At 38.7% G+C, this 16,881-nt stretch carries 16 protein-coding genes; all 16 read right to left on the bottom strand.

Annotation, left to right across the window (positions count from 1 at the left end; genetic code table 11):
* Positions 1 to 125 precede the first annotated feature (125 nt).
* Positions 126 to 1,616 carry a glycerol kinase GlpK gene (glpK, locus tag H9L19_RS07330; RefSeq protein ID WP_187529004.1) on the bottom strand — a complete coding sequence of 497 codons (1,491 nt, stop codon included), beginning with the start codon at positions 1,614 to 1,616 and terminating at the stop codon, positions 126 to 128.
* Positions 1,617 to 1,677: 61 nt separating this feature from the next.
* Positions 1,678 to 1,866, bottom strand: coding sequence for a 2-hydroxymuconate tautomerase (locus H9L19_RS07325; protein ID WP_187529003.1), 189 nt, complete (start codon positions 1,864 to 1,866; stop codon positions 1,678 to 1,680).
* A 47-nt stretch (positions 1,867 to 1,913) separates the two neighbouring features.
* Positions 1,914 to 2,837 carry a YitT family protein gene (locus tag H9L19_RS07320; RefSeq protein WP_187529002.1) on the bottom strand — a complete coding sequence of 308 codons (924 nt, stop codon included), beginning with the start codon at positions 2,835 to 2,837 and terminating at the stop codon, positions 1,914 to 1,916.
* Positions 2,838 to 2,862: 25 nt separating this feature from the next.
* The gene (locus tag H9L19_RS07315; RefSeq protein WP_187529001.1) at positions 2,863 to 4,233 is read right to left on the bottom strand and encodes a DEAD/DEAH box helicase; all 1,371 of its coding nucleotides are present in this window, start codon (positions 4,231 to 4,233) and stop codon (positions 2,863 to 2,865) included.
* Between the two features lie 9 nt (positions 4,234 to 4,242).
* Positions 4,243 to 5,184, bottom strand: coding sequence for a DHH family phosphoesterase (locus H9L19_RS07310; RefSeq protein WP_187529000.1), 942 nt, complete (start codon positions 5,182 to 5,184; stop codon positions 4,243 to 4,245).
* Positions 5,185 to 5,262: 78 nt separating this feature from the next.
* On the bottom strand, positions 5,263 to 6,384 hold the full coding sequence (gene dinB, locus H9L19_RS07305) for a DNA polymerase IV (protein WP_187528999.1): 1,122 nt from the start codon (positions 6,382 to 6,384) through the stop codon (positions 5,263 to 5,265).
* A 58-nt stretch (positions 6,385 to 6,442) separates the two neighbouring features.
* Positions 6,443 to 6,781 (bottom strand): preprotein translocase subunit YajC, encoded by a 339-nt coding sequence (gene yajC / locus H9L19_RS07300; RefSeq protein ID WP_187528998.1) that lies wholly within the window; start codon positions 6,779 to 6,781, stop codon positions 6,443 to 6,445.
* A 20-nt stretch (positions 6,782 to 6,801) separates the two neighbouring features.
* On the bottom strand, positions 6,802 to 7,953 hold the full coding sequence (gene tgt / locus H9L19_RS07295; RefSeq protein WP_243198240.1) for a tRNA guanosine(34) transglycosylase Tgt: 1,152 nt from the start codon (positions 7,951 to 7,953) through the stop codon (positions 6,802 to 6,804).
* A 72-nt stretch (positions 7,954 to 8,025) separates the two neighbouring features.
* Positions 8,026 to 9,072: a tRNA preQ1(34) S-adenosylmethionine ribosyltransferase-isomerase QueA gene (queA, locus tag H9L19_RS07290; protein WP_187528996.1), complete on the bottom strand. Its 1,047-nt coding sequence runs from the start codon at positions 9,070 to 9,072 to the stop codon at positions 8,026 to 8,028.
* Entirely contained in the window at positions 9,069 to 10,088 is a 1,020-nt protein-coding gene (gene ruvB / locus H9L19_RS07285; protein WP_420832609.1) for a Holliday junction branch migration DNA helicase RuvB, read from the bottom strand. The genes queA and ruvB overlap by 4 nt, the downstream gene beginning before the upstream one ends.
* A 12-nt stretch (positions 10,089 to 10,100) precedes the next feature.
* Positions 10,101 to 10,694, bottom strand: a complete 594-nt coding sequence (gene ruvA / locus H9L19_RS07280; RefSeq protein ID WP_187528995.1) for a Holliday junction branch migration protein RuvA — start codon at positions 10,692 to 10,694, stop codon at positions 10,101 to 10,103.
* 70 nt (positions 10,695 to 10,764) lie between these two features.
* Positions 10,765 to 12,120, bottom strand: a complete 1,356-nt coding sequence (locus tag H9L19_RS07275) for a Na+/H+ antiporter NhaC family protein (RefSeq protein WP_187529961.1) — start codon at positions 12,118 to 12,120, stop codon at positions 10,765 to 10,767.
* Between the two features lie 291 nt (positions 12,121 to 12,411).
* Positions 12,412 to 13,929: a hypothetical protein gene (locus tag H9L19_RS07270; protein WP_187528994.1), complete on the bottom strand. Its 1,518-nt coding sequence runs from the start codon at positions 13,927 to 13,929 to the stop codon at positions 12,412 to 12,414.
* A gap of 401 nt (positions 13,930 to 14,330) precedes the next feature.
* Complete coding sequence (dprA, locus tag H9L19_RS07265; protein ID WP_187528993.1) at positions 14,331 to 15,206, bottom strand: DNA-processing protein DprA; 876 nt, start codon at positions 15,204 to 15,206, stop codon at positions 14,331 to 14,333.
* Positions 15,207 to 15,253: 47 nt separating this feature from the next.
* Positions 15,254 to 16,015 carry a ribonuclease HII gene (locus tag H9L19_RS07260; protein WP_187528992.1) on the bottom strand — a complete coding sequence of 254 codons (762 nt, stop codon included), beginning with the start codon at positions 16,013 to 16,015 and terminating at the stop codon, positions 15,254 to 15,256.
* Positions 16,002 to 16,880 carry a ribosome biogenesis GTPase YlqF gene (ylqF, locus tag H9L19_RS07255; protein WP_187528991.1) on the bottom strand — a complete coding sequence of 293 codons (879 nt, stop codon included), beginning with the start codon at positions 16,878 to 16,880 and terminating at the stop codon, positions 16,002 to 16,004. The genes H9L19_RS07260 and ylqF overlap by 14 nt, the downstream gene beginning before the upstream one ends.
* Between the last annotated feature and the right edge of the window lies 1 nt (position 16,881).

The following is a 16,881-nucleotide window of genomic DNA, read 5'->3' as shown; positions in this document are numbered from 1 at the left end:
TGCCGATTACACCCGTTACATTTGTTAGCCATTTGTTCATTCAAGATCAATGCATATTTAAAAGTTTCTTGTTGTCACGAAAACGTAATAAACCATTAACTCCAACGTAACGTTTTTAGTTATATCTAGGGGAACACACTTACGGTTTTTACTGCTTTTTGCCATCCAAGATAGTTTTTTTGCATCATATGTTCAGAATCAGCATGTTGTTTGATGTGAATCATTGCTTGATTAATCGGTAGTTCATTTTGTGCAGGCCAATACCCGCTTTGCAATCCTGCTAAAAATGCAATCCCAAGGGACGTCATCTCTAAATTAATTGGCCTTGATACCTTCATTTGAAGTAAGTCTGCTAAAAATTCGTGTAAATAATCATTAGCTGACACACCACCGTCTATCACAAGTTGTGATAGAGCAATACCAGTATCTTTTTGCATTGCTTCTAGAATGTCGCGTGTTTGAAATGCTAATGATTCAACCGTTGCCCGTACAACATCAGCATCATTTGTCATCCGAGTAATACCAAATGCAGCGCCCCGGGCCGATTCTTGCCAATGTGGTGCACCCAACCCGGTAAAAGCTGGTACTAGATAAATTTGTTGGTGTGCTGCAGCTCTTGATCGATAGGCCATATCAGATGACGCCTGCGCATTATCAATCAATTGCATTTCATCTTTCAACCATTGAATCGCCGAACCTGCACTAAAAATAGATCCCTCTAATGCATAAGTCACTTCACCATGAATTCCATATGCAATTGTTGTTAAAAGACCATGCTTTGACTCTTGCGCTGTCTTCCCTGTATTCATCATCATAAATGCGCCAGTTCCGTAGGTGCTTTTCACAGCCCCAACCTCAAATGCTTGGTGCCCAAACAACGCTGCTTGTTGATCCCCAGCAATTGCGGTAATCGGAATTTTTACCCCATTCAATTCAGTGCAACCAAAATCATCTGCAGAATTATAAACGTCAGGTAATATTTGTCGTGGAATTTTAAGTTGTTCAAGGACATCATCGTCCCATTGTAACGTATGAATATTGAACATCATCGTCCGTGATGCATTTGATACATCTGTTCCATGAACTTGTCCCTTTGTTAACTGCCATAAAAGCCATGTATCCATGGTACCAAATAGTACCTGTCCATTGGCTGCCTTTAATCTTAAATCTTCTATCTCGTCAAACGCCCATAAAACTTTTGTTGCAGAGAAGTAAGAATCCAACCAAAGCCCTGTTTTTGTATGCAATAATTCAGTGATATTTCGTTGCTTTATTTTTTGAGTGATTTTTTCAGACTGGGTCGACTGCCAACCAATTGCAAAAGAAACAGGTTGCCCGGTTTCTTTATCCCAAATAACTGTTGTTTCACGCTGATTAGTGATACCGATTGCTTTAATAGCATTAGCTTGAATCTCAGCTCGCGTTAACACATCTTGCATCAACCATTTTGTATCCTGCCAAATTTGATTAGCATCATGTTCCACCCAACCTGTATGTCTTCTAATTGTGGGACAAGCTAACTGAGATATTTCAACTATCATTCCTTCATGGTCATACAAAACAACTCGCGTACTTGTTGTCCCCTGATCAATGACCATCACGTATTGGTTTTCCATTTGCTTCTCTTTTCATGTCATAAAAAAAGGCTGAGTAAAACTCAGTCTTCTAGTCCTAAAATTATTTGGCGTCAGACTTTAAAATACCACCATCCATATAGCGATCCTTTTTCATCTCATTAACAATCACTTTAATAGCATCACGTGGTGCACCTGTGTTCTTTTCTACTGCATCAGTGATTTCCGTCATCATTGCCTTCAATTGCGCATTTGAGCGCCCTTCTACTAATTCAACATGAATAAATGGCATTTTAATTCTCCTTATAAATAAACTTAAATTTTAACTATTACCTATCATTAATTATGCAAATTATCAGATAAATGGCTTTGTGCTGCTAACTTTTCCATTCTAATTTGATGTTGCAAATCCTCATTAACAAAGTTATTTGATACATTAATCGTATTTAAAATATTAATGAATGCATCCGGGTCAGCCTCTTTGGCTAATCGTTGCGTATCATTAAGTTCATAACGAGAAAGTACCATCATGAGTGTTTTTGAAGGTCTCTTCGTGTATGCCCCAACAGAATCCAAAATGGTGATGCCACGGACCACATTAGCTTGCAAATTTTCTATCACTTGATCTGGTTTCTTAGTCACGATTAGTGCGGTCAATTTTTGATGTTTTGTATAAATGCTATCCACAGCTAGTGATGTGGCGTAAATACCAATGATAGTATACATCGCATTTTGCCAACCAATAAAGAATCCAGCAATAATGACAATCACACCATTGATAAACATGCTCACAAAGCCGATTGACTTACCTGTTCTTTTTTGAACAATTGCAGCAACCACATCCATACCACCAGTCGAAAAGCCAAGCTTGAAAGTGATCCCCATCGAGACACCCACTAAAACACCACCAAATAATGCTGCAAGAATGGGCTCATGATTAACAACACTCACTTTAGGCAAAACAATTTGAATAACGGAAGCTAATAAATTATTTAGAAAACTAATAATAACGAAACGACGACCTGCCCAAAACCAACCCACCAAAGCAATCGGAATATTAAACAGCAAAATCATTGTTCCAACTTCAACGTTAATATGAAATACACCAAAGAATAAACTAAGTAGCTGGGCAATTCCATTAAATCCAGCAGAGAAAATCTTATTGGGAATGAAAAAGAAATTCATTGCAATCGCAATTAAAAATGCACCTAATATAAATCCGCCGATAAGCACAGCGTAATTTTTAATTCGTGTAAAGTTCACGCAACCTTACCTCCCCAAATATTTATTATTTTCCACGTACCTTATCAGCAGCTTGCTTCTTTGCCTTTCGATTTGCCCGTAATTCTTCACGATCTGCTACGCGCTTTTTAAAACGTGCATCTTTAGCAATCGCCTTTTTAATTTGACGTTTATACCCAGGCTTAACATGCTTCTTTTTTTTCTTAACCATTCCAATCATTGTTGGATCGAGTTTAACTGTTGAACGATTTCGCTGAACACGACGACGACGATCAATACCTTCTTTTAACTCACCTTGACTATAGTTTCGAGGTTGAAATTCAATCCCCATTTTTTCAACAGCTGCTACTCGGTCTTCTTCGTCAGGATTGTAAATTGTAATGGCTGTCCCTGGCTGTCCATTCCGACCCGTCCGTCCGACACGATGCACAAAGAATTCTAGCTCTGAAGGAATACCATCATTAATCACTAGGTCAACACCCGGAATATCAATACCACGTGCTGCTAAATCAGTTGCAACCACGTATTGATAGTCTAGACGTTGAATTGCCGCCATTGTACGCTTTCGTTCACGAGGTTGAATATTTCCGTGAATTTCAGCAACCTTAAGCCCTTGTTTTCGCAAGTAACCTGCCAATTCCTTCGCACGTTCCTTGGTGTTAGTAAATACCAAGGCCATATACGGATTTCCCATGGTTAATAAATTATACACGACTTCGTCTTTACTTTTACCTTTTGTACCTACTAAAAGATTCTCAATGGTATTAGCAATTACCGTCTGACTGGGAATCTCTTCCACAATTGGATTATTCAAATATTTCTTTAAAAACGGCTGTAATTTTTGCGGAATCGTGGCTGAAAACACCATCATTTGTAAGTCGGCCGGTAACGCACCAGCAATGGCATCAACATCAGGCAAAAAGCCACCGTCAAGCGTCATATCCGCTTCATCAATAACCAAACTATGGGCAGTATGAATGTTTAAAGCACCGTTTTTATATAAGTCTAAAATTCGACCAGGCGTTCCAATCACGAGTTGTGGTTGGCCATGTTCCAATTGAGAAGCTTGACGACTTTTATCAGTTCCACCAACATAATAGCCAATCTTTGGTTGATGATCTTCTGGAAATTGTTGCGCAATTTGCTTCGCAGCCAGTTGAATTTGCATCGCTAATTCTCGCGATGGTGTAGTAATGATCGTTTGAACAGTTGAACTTTCAACATTAATTTTCTCAAAGATTGGAATTAGAAACGCATGCGTTTTTCCAGAACCTGTTTGAGACTGTCCAACCACGGAACGACCTTGTAAGATCACAGGAATCATTCTTTCTTGCACTGGAGTTGGTTGATTAAAATGAATTGCCTTAAGTGCTTGATAAATTTCTGGTCGCAAATTGTAATCAGTAAATTTCGCCATTAGTTAACCTTATTCTTTCTTTAATATCGCATCCACTTCCGCGATTATAGTTTGTATTTCATTTTCATCTTGAGCAAGTGCACCTGAAGCAAATGGATGACCGCCACCACCATGCCGTGCCGCTACTTGATTGATGACTGTTTGACGCGAACGCAGCCGTACTCGGAAGAAACCTTCTTCTTGTTCTTCAAACACAATCCAAGCCTTTGCCGTGTTAATTTTACCCAAAAGTGGTACGACAAAAGCCGTTCCAAAATCACCCAGGTTAAATTTTTCAACGGTATCATGCTTTAAAATAATATAGTTCAATCCACTTTCTGATAGTGTCATATTTTCAAAAACATAGCCTGACATGCGAGCAGCTTCAATCGAAATGGTATCCATTTGTTGATTGATTTGAGACCAATCAAAATTAAACGTCATTAATTCAGATACAATGGCCATGGTTTGACTATTAGTCGCATAAAGGAAACGGCCAGTATCTCCGACGATACCGTTATAAAGGAATGCAGCGCCAGAATCCGATAATTTTAATTCGTTTTTAAAGGTTTGATAAAATGAAAAAATCATAGCTGACGTCGATGATGCACCTTCAATCACCCAATTAAAGTCACCGTATGGTTCTTCATTTGGATGATGATCGATTTTTATCACTGAATCGCCCTGATGCCAACGTTGATCATCAATTCGAGGTGAATTTGCCGTATCGGTTACAATAACAAGTGCATTCTGATAGTCTTCATCAGGGACTTCGTTCATAGCACCCATCCATTCAGCACTTAGTTTCATCTTACCAACAAGTCGAACATCTTTTTCTGGAAAAGATGTCTTAATTAACTCAGCAAGTCCAAATTGCGATCCAAATGCATCAGGATCAGGTCTTTGGTGTCGATGAATGATGATTTTATTATGTTTTTTAATTTCCGCAAGAATGCTCGTTTGAGCCGTCATATTCTATCTCAATTCTCTTTTATTTCGGTGCCCATTTGCTGCACATCATTAGGTAAATTATAGCACACAATAAGTTCACTAATCAGTGCCATAAAGGTCTAATGTTAAATTATCAAATGTCATGGGTGCCAGCGAAGTCATGGTCAATCCTAATAATCTAATGGGCTGTTCATAACCACCTAGAGCCTCCCAAAGTGATTCAGCCAATTCAAAATACGTCGTTGCATCATTTTGAATGAACTCCGGTAATGTTTCACGCCTTGTTTCAGTTGTAAATGACTCATCTCGCACCTTTAAGACAATCGTCTTGCCATGCATCTGTTGTTTTTCTAAACTATGCACTAACATACTTGATAACTCCTGTAACCGGTCAAAGACACTCTCTTCAGAATTTAAAAACGGTGCATACGTTCGTTCGTTACCAATCGATTTTCTTTCACGCTGCCATGCTACTTCTGAGTCGTCTACACCCCGAATCCGACGATAAAATTCATACCCCATTTTTCCAAAATGATCCATCAATGCACTTTGATCCATCTGAAATAAATCATATCCAGTTTGAATGCCTAACTCATACATTTTAGGCGCTGTCTTGGCCCCAATGCCTCTAATATCTTTCACAGGTAAGGGATCTAAGAATTGTCGAATATCATCAGGTAAGATCATCGTCAAGCCCGCAGGCTTATTGTGTTCAGATCCTAACTTCGCCAAAAATTTATTAAAGGAAATACCGACTGAGCATGTCAGGTGTAATTCATTGTAAATTGACTGTTGTAAATGATGTGCTAATGCGATGCTTGAAGGAAAAAACAGCTTGCTGTGTGTCACATCAAGATACGCTTCATCAAAGGCGATCGGTTCTACCATGTCAGTATATCGATGAAAAATCGCATGGACTTGCTTTGACACAGCTCGGTAAATTTCAAAATTTGGTCGAATAAAACGTGCATTGGGTGCAAGCTTTAGTGCCTCGGCTGCGCTCATAGCTGAATGAACTCCCAATTCACGCGCCTGGTAGTTGGCTGTTGCCACAACACCCCTACCACCATTTCTGCGAGGATCACTGGCTAGAATAATCGCCTGACCTTCATAATCTGGGTGATCACGCATTTCAATTTGTGCATAAAAAGCATCCATATCAACATGAATTATCTGCCGATTCGTATTCAATTGAAGTGAAATTTTTAATAAATCTGCCATTTTGTACCACGTCCTACTCAAAATAAAAGAGGCCGAGATTTTCTCAGCCTCATTTTAATTACTCAGCATCCTTATCAGCAGCTGATGTTTCTTGCTCATCATTCACTGGCGCATCTACATTTTCAGCTGGTGTTGTCACGTTTTGTTTAGTCACAACAGTCCGAATAGCTGAACGGTCAAATGTTAAGAAAACGCCATCTGCATCAAGTGTGAACGTCTTCTCATCTAATTGATCAATCACACCATGTAATCCACCAATGGTCACAATTTCAGACCCTTTTTGAACTGAATTTAGCAACTCTTGACGTGCCTTTGCTGCTTTTTGTTGTGGTCGAATCATCATAAAGTACATCAATGCGATGAAAGCGATGAAAATTAAAATAGTTTGTCCATTCATGGTTTAGAACCCCTTTAATATTAAAATAATCGTGCATTGGGTTTATTATACCCGTAATTTTCAAGCACGTCTTGGCGGAAGTCCAACAAGTTATCATCATAAATTGCCCGACGCATATCCTCCATTAACTTTAACAGATAACGAAGATTGTGAACAGATGCAATATTTTGACCGTACAACTCATTGGCTTTAAATAAGTGATGTAGGTATGCTTTGGTAAAGTGTTGTGAACCAAAATCTTCAGTTTCTTCATCAATCAAACTAAAATCATCTTTATATTTACCATTTGTAATAACGATTCTACCCTGTTTTGTCATTAGTGTACCATTCCGACCAATCCGGGTTGGTAACACGGAATCAAACATATCGATACCACGAATAGCTGAGTCAATCAACGAATCTGGTGCAGCAACCCCCATTAGATACCGAGGCTTATCTTTTGGTAACCAAGGCATTGTGAAATCTAAGACACGATTCATCTCCTCCTTTGTTTCGCCAACTGATAAGCCACCGACAGCATATCCCGGCAAATCCAGATCAACCAATCCTTCCGCAGACAACTGACGTAATGCCTTAAACCCTGCACCTTGGACAATACCAAATAGTGCTTGTTCTTCAGGCCGTTGGTGTGCTATTTTTGCACGCGCCGCCCATCGTGTTGTTCGTTCAACCGAGTTTTTCACGTAATCATAAGACTCAAAATATGGAATTGCTTCATCAAGTTGCATCATAACATCAGAGCCCAAATTGTTCTGAATACGCATCGCAACCTCTGGTGACAAAAACATTGGTGAGCCATCAACGTGATTCCTAAAATCAACACCCTCTTCTGATATTTTATTATTATTTGAGAGTGACCAAACTTGAAACCCACCCGAATCGGTTAATATTGGACCATCCCATTGCATAAACTTGTGTAAGCCACCCGCCTTAGCAATTAAATCATCTCCTGGACGTACCCATAAATGATATGTGTTAGACAAAATGAACTGTGCGTTAATTTCATCTAAATCACGTGGCGATACGTTTTTGACAGATGCCTGCGTCCCAACTGGCATAAACATTGGCGTATGTACAACGCCATGACGCGTATAAATCCGACCCAAACGAGCACCTGTATGCTTTTCAACATGTAAAAGTTCATAAATAACCGGTCGTTTAGGGTCATGCAAATATTCTTCTTTTAAAGGGTACTGATCAATTAAGAATTGATCAAATTCACTAATTTGCCGCATATTTTCTCCTTAATGATGGACATACATCGCATCTCCAAATGAAAAGAAACGATATTTTTCTTCAATCGCATGTTGATACGCATTTAGGATTGTCTCACGACCAGTAAAGGCTGCAACTAACATCACAAGCGTTGATTTTGGTAAGTGGAAATTGGTAATGAATGCATCAACAGTCGTCCATTGATAACCCGGTTTAATAAAAATATCTGTCCAACCTGAGTCCGCTTCTAATTTGCCATTAAATTTTGAGCCGATTGTTTCTAGCGTACGGATTGATGTCGTTCCAGTTGCAACAATTTTTCCACCATTGGCATGGACTTCATTCAATGTCGCAGCTGCCTCAGACGTCAATTGATAGAACTCTGAATGCATTTTATGTGCATCAATATCGTCTTCTTCAACTGGACGAAAAGTTCCCAAACCAACATGCAGGGTTAATTCAACTAGCTTGACACCCTTATCAGAAACCGCCTTCAATAACTCCGGTGTCCAATGTAAACCAGCTGTTGGTGCAGCAGCCGAACCATTAACCTTTGAATAGACCGTTTGATATCGTTCTTGATCTTCCAATTTTTCTTTGATATACGGTGGCAATGGCATTTCACCTAAAGCTTCTAATATTTCAAGAAAAATACCATCATAATGGAACTCAATCATGCGACCACCATGTTCTAGCTCACCAACCACAGTCGCCATTAATTCACCATTCCCAAATGAAATTTCGGCACCGACCGGATACTTTCGTGATGGCTTGACCAATGTTTCCCAAACATCCCCATGATCTTGTCTCAACATGAGTACCTCAACATGACCGCCTGTCTCTGGACGAATACCATGTAACCGTGCTGGCAAAACTCTTGAATTATTCATAACAACTGCATCACCAGGTTCTAAATAATCAATAATATTGAAGAAATGACGATCAGTCATCTCGCCAGTCGTTGCATTTAACGTTAACAAACGTGATGTATCGCGTTTCTCAAGTGGTGTCTGTGCAATCAACTCATGTGGTAAGTCATAATCAAAATCTTCCAACGTATAGTGTGGTGTAGTCATTTTTCCCCTTCTTCCTTATCGATAGGTATTTGTAAATGTTGATATGCGGCTGGGGTCACAACGCGGCCACGCGGCGTTCGTTGTAAAAATCCAATTTGTAACAGATAAGGCTCATACATTGATTCAATTGTATCAATTTCTTCACCAATATTTGCTGCCATGGTTTTCACTCCAACTGGACCACCGTGGTAGTAATTAATCATCGTTAATAATATTTTTTGATCAACTTGATCCAAACCTGCACTATCAATTTTCAGTAAATTCAAAGCGTAGTTAACTAAATCAATATCAACTACGTCTTTATTCTGTACCATTGCGAAGTCTCTCACTCGACGTAATAGACGATTTGCAATCCGTGGTGTGCCATGTGATCGACGCGCGAGTTCAATCGCGCCAGTATCTGTTATTGTCATCGCAAAAATTTTAGCTGAACGCTTAATAATATCAGCTAATTCTTGCTCAGTATAATAATTCATATGTTCAACTATGCCAAAACGATCACGCAATGGTTGAGATAACATACCCCCACGCGTAGTGGCACCAATTAATGTAAAAGGTGGCAAAGGAAAACGAACAGGTCGCGATGACTCACCATCACCAACAATAATGTCGACATAATAATCCTCCATCGCCGAATATAGCATTTCTTCCACATTGCGTGGCAAACGATGAATTTCATCAATGAATAAGACATCTCCTGGCGCTAGCTCATTTAAAATCGCAAGCAGGTCCCCTTGCTTTTCAATCACTGGGCCAGTTGTCGTTCGGAAATTGACCACCATCTCATTAGCGATAACTGCTGCCAGAGTCGTTTTTCCCAAGCCTGGTGGTCCATAAAGTAAAACATGATCAAGTGGTTCTTCTCGTTGTTTGGCAGCTTGAATATAAACTGATAATCGCGCTTTCAACTGTGTTTGCCCAATATATTGGTCTAACTGTGTCGGACGTAATGACTGTTCAAGTTGAATTTCATCACTATCAAGTATGTCATGATTTAAGACATCATCATTCATCATTTACTCCCGTCCTTAAACTAGTAACTTTAACCCTGCCGAAACATATTCTGCTGTCGTCAAATCAGGCTGTCCAATCAGTTTTTTCTCAATTTTTTCAACTTCACGTTGCCCATAGCCTAATGCTTGTAATGCTTCTAACGCATCCGATAATGCTAAATTATCTTCCTTAGGTGCAACAATCGGTTCATCAATTCCTGTCAGGTCAAATGGCAGCTTTGCTATATTATTTTGTAAATCCAATACAATTTGTTGGGCCGTCTTTTTACCAATGCCCGGAAACTTAACTAAATAAGCCACATCGCCATTAATAATCGCTTTAATCAGTCCTGAATGATCAGCATTGACGAGAATTGCCAATGCACTCTTTGGCCCAATTCCTGATACATCTAATAATTTTTGGAATAATACTTTCTCATCGGACTTCTTAAATCCATATAATGTGATGTCATCTTGCCTAACAATCTGTTCAATAAAAACCTGCTCCGTTTGACCAATGACAAATGAATATGGATTTGAAACAACCACCCGATAACCAATGCCTGATACATCAAGTACAATAAACTTTGGTGCAATGGTTGTGATAACACCTTTTAGATATTCATACATTTAAACACCTCATCTAGAAATAACTTCTCTAATTATAGCAAAAAGGCGGTCATTTAACCGCCTTTTGCCATTAATCTTTATTCTTTTTCAAGCCAATGCCTGTCCATGCCGAAAGTAATGAGAATATTGGCGAAAGGAGCGCAAAGAAAACATATGGTGCAAACGATGAAACTGAAACGCCGAGCGTTTGTGCAGCAAAACTACCAGCAACACCCCAAGGCACTAAGTAATTGATAACGGTGCCTGAATCTTCAAGCGCTCGTCCCAAAGCTAACCTTGACAAACCAACGCGATCATATGCCGTTTTCCATAATTGACCTGGTAGAATCGTTGCGAGGTATTGCTCACCAATCATAAAGTTCGCAGTAATTCCTGTAATGACCGTACCAGTTACGACACCTGCGCCACTTTTTATATGCTTAACAATTGGTGCCATCACAGCTTCTAATATTTTTTGTTCTGTTAATAAGCCACCTAACGCCAGCGCTAACATAATAATGATGACCGTTGGCATCATTGACATCATCCCGCCACGATTTAGCAATGCCATCAGCGTTGGATTATGTGATGATGTCTTAAAGCCTTCTAATAACGTCTGACTCAAATCAGCCGCATGATGCGTTGTCATAAATGCTATACCCGAGACTCCGATATTGACTAACAACGTTGGAATAGCCGGGATTTTTAGCCATGCCATAATCATCAATAATCCCAAAGGTATAATTGCCCACCATGTTGGATGCAACAAGTTCGCTAGACCAGTTAATTTGGACACACTCCCACCTTGATGATTAAATCCCATCAACAAGAAAATAATAAATGTTCCTAATAACGCTGGTAATGTTGTCCACATTAGATTTTTAATGTGTGCAAACAAATCTTCCTCAGCGATGGACGCTGCCAAGTTAGTTGAATCTGACAATGGTGAAGACTTATCTCCAAAAATGGCACCTGACAAAACTGCCCCAGCAACTACAGCTGGATTAAAGCCCAACGCGATACCAACACCCATCAAGGCCACCCCAACAGTTGCTAGAGTTGTAAAAGCTGAGCCAATCATTGATCCTACCAAAGCAGTTACTAATAGTGCACTAGGCAAAAACCAAGCCGCATTAGAAATTTTAAAACCAATCCACAGCATTGTTGGAATGACATTCGTTGCCATCCACAATCCAATCAACATCCCAATCAATAAGAATAAAAAGAGTGGCGCAAGCCCCGTTTTGAGGCCAGACAAAATGTCATTTTGTATTGCCTGCCAAGAAATTCGGCGCATTTTACTAAAAATGACCACAACTAAGAGACTTGTGACAAGTGGCACAATTGGTGACAAACCTAAGCCAATAATTCCACCACTAAAAATAACAATTAATAACGCCAATAACCCAATCGCCCAACTTAATTTTGGTATCTGTTTATTTTCCATAATCATTTCCCATAATCCTAAATAAAAAAGTCCCAACTGCGTTCTAAACCGAACACAGTTGGGACGAAAAATCAGCTTCGTGGTACCACCCAAATTTATTCACGCCAAAAACGTGAACCTCTTTAGCTATTGAGTTGTTAATATTTCAGTCAATATACCTGCACCACTCACAGCAACCGTGGCTTCTCTTACGTATAATACATTGCCCTACTTAATATTTGTAAGTTTACAAGCAAGATACTATTCTGTCAACCTAAAACAACAAATAAGTTTAATCCCAACAAAATACCATCAGTATTCGTTTGTTACACTGGCAACTTTGTCAGACTTAGAATTCAGAACAAAAGCAACTGTCATCGAAAACAACATAATGGAAGGTAACGCATAACTTTCTTGAACCTCCCAAATTAAAACATAAAACAATGTTAATGCAAGCGATGACAGATTAAAGAACAACCAGGGCATATTTATCACGTTGTTTTTCAACGATCTTAACGCAATTACTAGATTGATAACAAGAATTACCAAAAAAGAACTACTTGCTAATAACGATGCCACTGTGACGAACATATTGTATTTAGTCGATGTTTCACGACCAATACGTTGTCTAAAGTAACCCAAACTGAAATCCGACCGCCAACCATATAGCGTATTTACCTTATCAAAATATAAATGTAACGTCTTATACAATCCGGCATTTTTTATTGCCTTGATTGTCTGTTTCTTTAGATAGGCATTTTTTTCTTGTTTAGTCTGCTTGTAATACAAAACGTCTCTTGCTTGTGGTGTATTTCTACCAGGTGCTTGGTAATTATACGCTAAAAAAAACCACGACGAAATAGGTAACTGATATTTTTCCGTCAACGTTGAATTACTTTGGTATCCCGTATGCTCAGACACTAATTTTAATCCCGCATTAAATGCAAATAACATCGCAATTGCCAATGTCGACCAAATGATTAACTTTAAAAATTTTGTACGATAAACCACCACCATTATTCCTATTAAAATAAAATATGGGATAAACATATTCGGCCGTGCCACAATGGTGAACGCTAATAAGAATAAAAATAGTCCGCCATGAACCCATCTATTTTTCCCACTTGTCAATTGATAAAATGCGACAAAGGAACCAACCAACGTAGTGATTGCAATTTGTTGCGTATATAATTCGCTAAAGAAAACTGATAGCATTGGAGTCATCATTAATGTGATTAAAAGAAAAATATTGACACCTTTTCGACTAACTAATTTCAATAATAAATACGTCGTCATTATAATAGTCATAATTAGCAGTATATTGCCAATTAAATTACAAAGCATTTCAAAATCATTTAAATTATGAATTAAATCCATCGTCATAAATGGACTAGTGATGATATACGTCAATGTTACAATATTAATGTTATTTACAAATTGATGAAAATAATTTCGCCAAGGTAAATGATTGAACAAATCGTATGCTTGACTAGTAACCACTTTGCCATCAAAAACTGGCGCAATTCTTAAATGAAAACTAACATATATAGTTACGCATAGAATACCTAATACCAAAAGTATAGTTATCCACCTCTGATTAAAAATACTAATTTTGTTGCCTAAAAAAATTAGTAAGGATAACACACCACTGATGATAATAACCGACAATCCAGATGCTAATTTTGTCCCATTAAAAGCATAATTATACGATATAAGATTTCCAGATAACATTGTCGAGACTAGAATTATTCCAACTAATATTAAGACACACCAGACTAAAATTTTAGTCCACCAACTATGTTCACGCATCTCATATTGACTCTTTATCATATTACAACTCACTTTTCCGTTTTAAACTAATATAAAACATTCTTTTTTTGAATGTTACATTTCAGTTTAACATGTTCCGTGGTAAATAATAAAATGCTTTCATTATACTTCATAAATAATGTTTTATTAACATGTGTAACCAACAAGCTCAAAAGATGACTACCGATAATTCACTGACTAAATCTGACAAAAATCAACCCAAATCTAGTACTCACATCTCTGAGCTTCAAAAATACAGGCATAGATGCTTTCAAAAAATGATGCTGGACATACTGACGTTAACTAATCAATTCCAACAACTTAGCATCGCTGACAGAATGTCAAACAAAAACTCTCTCTTTCGATTTCTCTTGATTAATACACTGTCTTGTTTCTTAGATATTTAGCTAATAAGCACATGTCTACAACCATACTGTGCCTGCCATAACTACCATGACATCAGAAACAGATAAGACTGGTTGGGCCCCCGCCACAATCAACTCATTACAGCCTTGAGAGTGACTATCAGTAATACGACCAGGCACGGCCATAATACTTTTGTTTTCTTTCAACGCCAGCGCGGCAGTAATTAAGGAACCTGATTTTGCCTTTGCTTCAACCACTAATAGGTTTTTCGACAAAGCGGCGATAATTCGATTTCTTTGTGGGAAATGATGCTTTCGACAGCCCATTTCAGGTAAGTATTCACTTAAAATCAAACCATTTTGCGCAATCGCTTTTTGCAGTGCGACATGTTGTCTGGGGTAATATTGATTAAGACCAGTACCGATCACTGCAATGGTTTTGCCACGATGTGCTAGTGTACACGCGTGTGTTAATCCGTCAATTCCTAACGCTAAACCTGAAATAATTGTCAAACCTGCACTGGCTAAATCAGGTACCCATGAACGAACAACCTGTTCCCCATACTTAGACGCGTTTCTTGTGCCAACAATACCTAATATTGGGGTATTCAATAATGAGATATCCCCTCTGTAAAATAATACAATTGGTGGTATATCACTTTCCCGTAAAGCCTCTGGATAAATGGCATCACAAATTACCACAGCAGCATGCCGCTTCAATTTTGTGAACGCCATGCCGTCGTTTTGCTGAGACCACTGCTTGATTTGATGGATTCGCTTTGGCGTATATTTCCCAGCTGAGAAAATCACATTCAACATTTCATGCTCTGGAATTTCTAGCATCGATTGAATATGTAAATAGATTAAAAATCTTGATTCAATATTCAAACCCGGAACCAACATTAACCACAATAAAAAATCACGTTGTTTCATAACAAGTATTCCTCCTACTAAATAAGGAACCGCCACAACGTGATTTGTTACATTATTTTTTTAACCGGTGCAAAAGTTTTCCGATGAATAGGTGTAATTCCCAATTCTGTCAAAGCAACCAAATGTTCTCGTGTACCATAACCTGCATTTTGCGCAAAATCATAACCTGGATAGCTCAGATCATATTGTGCCATTAATTCGTCACGGTATACCTTTGCTAGAATACTGGCCGCACCAATACTAATACTGCGGTCATCACCCTTAATTAAACTTTCCTGCGGTATATCAAATGGTAACGACATTGCATCAACTAATAAACCATCAATAGGCTGAGATAAATGATTAACTGCCTGAACCATTGCTAACCGTGACGCTTCATAGATGTTGATGTCGTCAATTACCTCAGCATCGACAATCCCATATGCAAAATCCACAGCCTGTACTTTAATTTTTGGTGCGAGTAACGCTCTTTTTTGTCTCGAAAGTTGCTTTGAATCATGCACCTCAAGTAAATCAAAATTTGGATCAATAATGACGGCTGCTGCGACAACTGGTCCAGCCAATGGTCCTCTACCAACTTCATCAACACCGACCAATGTCTGGCCAACTTGCCAAGCTTGTTTTTCAAACTTCAAACGTTCATCAAATTTCCCCTGTGCAATTGCTTGTCGTTCCACTTGTCGATAATAACGTGTTAATAGCTGCTGTACTCCCTGACGATTGTCAATTGCAAACTCAGCTAATTGTTTTTGACTTGGATTCTGATTTAAGATTTGTTTGATTTCAACAATTGTTTTATTTTTGTTCATCTTGCACAATACCGATATTGTCAGCTGGCATCTCAATCGTATAAGGACCTAATTTACCACGTCGCAATTCAAGTAATAGCCGCTCACCACCACGATTATAATCATCTTTAAAACCAAGCTTTTTGGTGATCGTTAATAATATGTCAACATCTGATTGTTGCGTCCATATATCCGCTGGTAATTTATAACGTTCGGTAATAGCCGTTGGGTTATACGTACGCATAAATTTCAGCATCACTAAAGCAATATCATCCACGTTAATTAATTGATCTTTGATTGCACCCGTAATCGCGAGGTGCTGTCCAACACGCTGATCATCAAATTTTGGCCATAATACACCCGGCGTATCCAAGAGTTCTAAATTAGTCGGCGTTTTTAACCATTGCAATTTTTTCGTCACGCCTGGCCGATCGCCTGTAATTGCCACATTTTTCATCACCAAGTGATTTAACAATGTTGATTTACCAACATTTGGAATGCCAGCAACCAACGCACGAATGGCCTTGTCTTGTACACCTTTGTCAGCAAGTCGCTGCCATTTTTCTGCTAAGACTTCACGCGCAGCCTTGGTGATAATTTGCGGTGTTTTTCGATCACGTGAATCCAATGCGACAACTGCTAGTCCCTGACTTTTAAAATAATTAATCCATGCACTTGTTCGTGCTGGATCAGCCAAGTCAGTTTTTGTCATAACCAGCAATCGTGGTTTATCACCCAATACATCATTGAGCTCAGGATTCCGTGATGACAACGGAATTCTTGCGTCAACCAACTCAAAAACAATATCGACATATTTCATATTATCCCGCATCAAACGAAATGCTTTAGCCATATGACCAGGATACCATTGAATAATTTGTCCCATA

The organism is Weissella diestrammenae (assembly GCF_014397255.1).
GTDB classification, from domain to species: Bacteria; Bacillota; Bacilli; order Lactobacillales; family Lactobacillaceae; genus Weissella; species Weissella diestrammenae.
The sequence above is the reverse complement of the archived record's forward strand: the minus strand, read 5'-3'. Positions and strand labels throughout refer to the sequence as shown.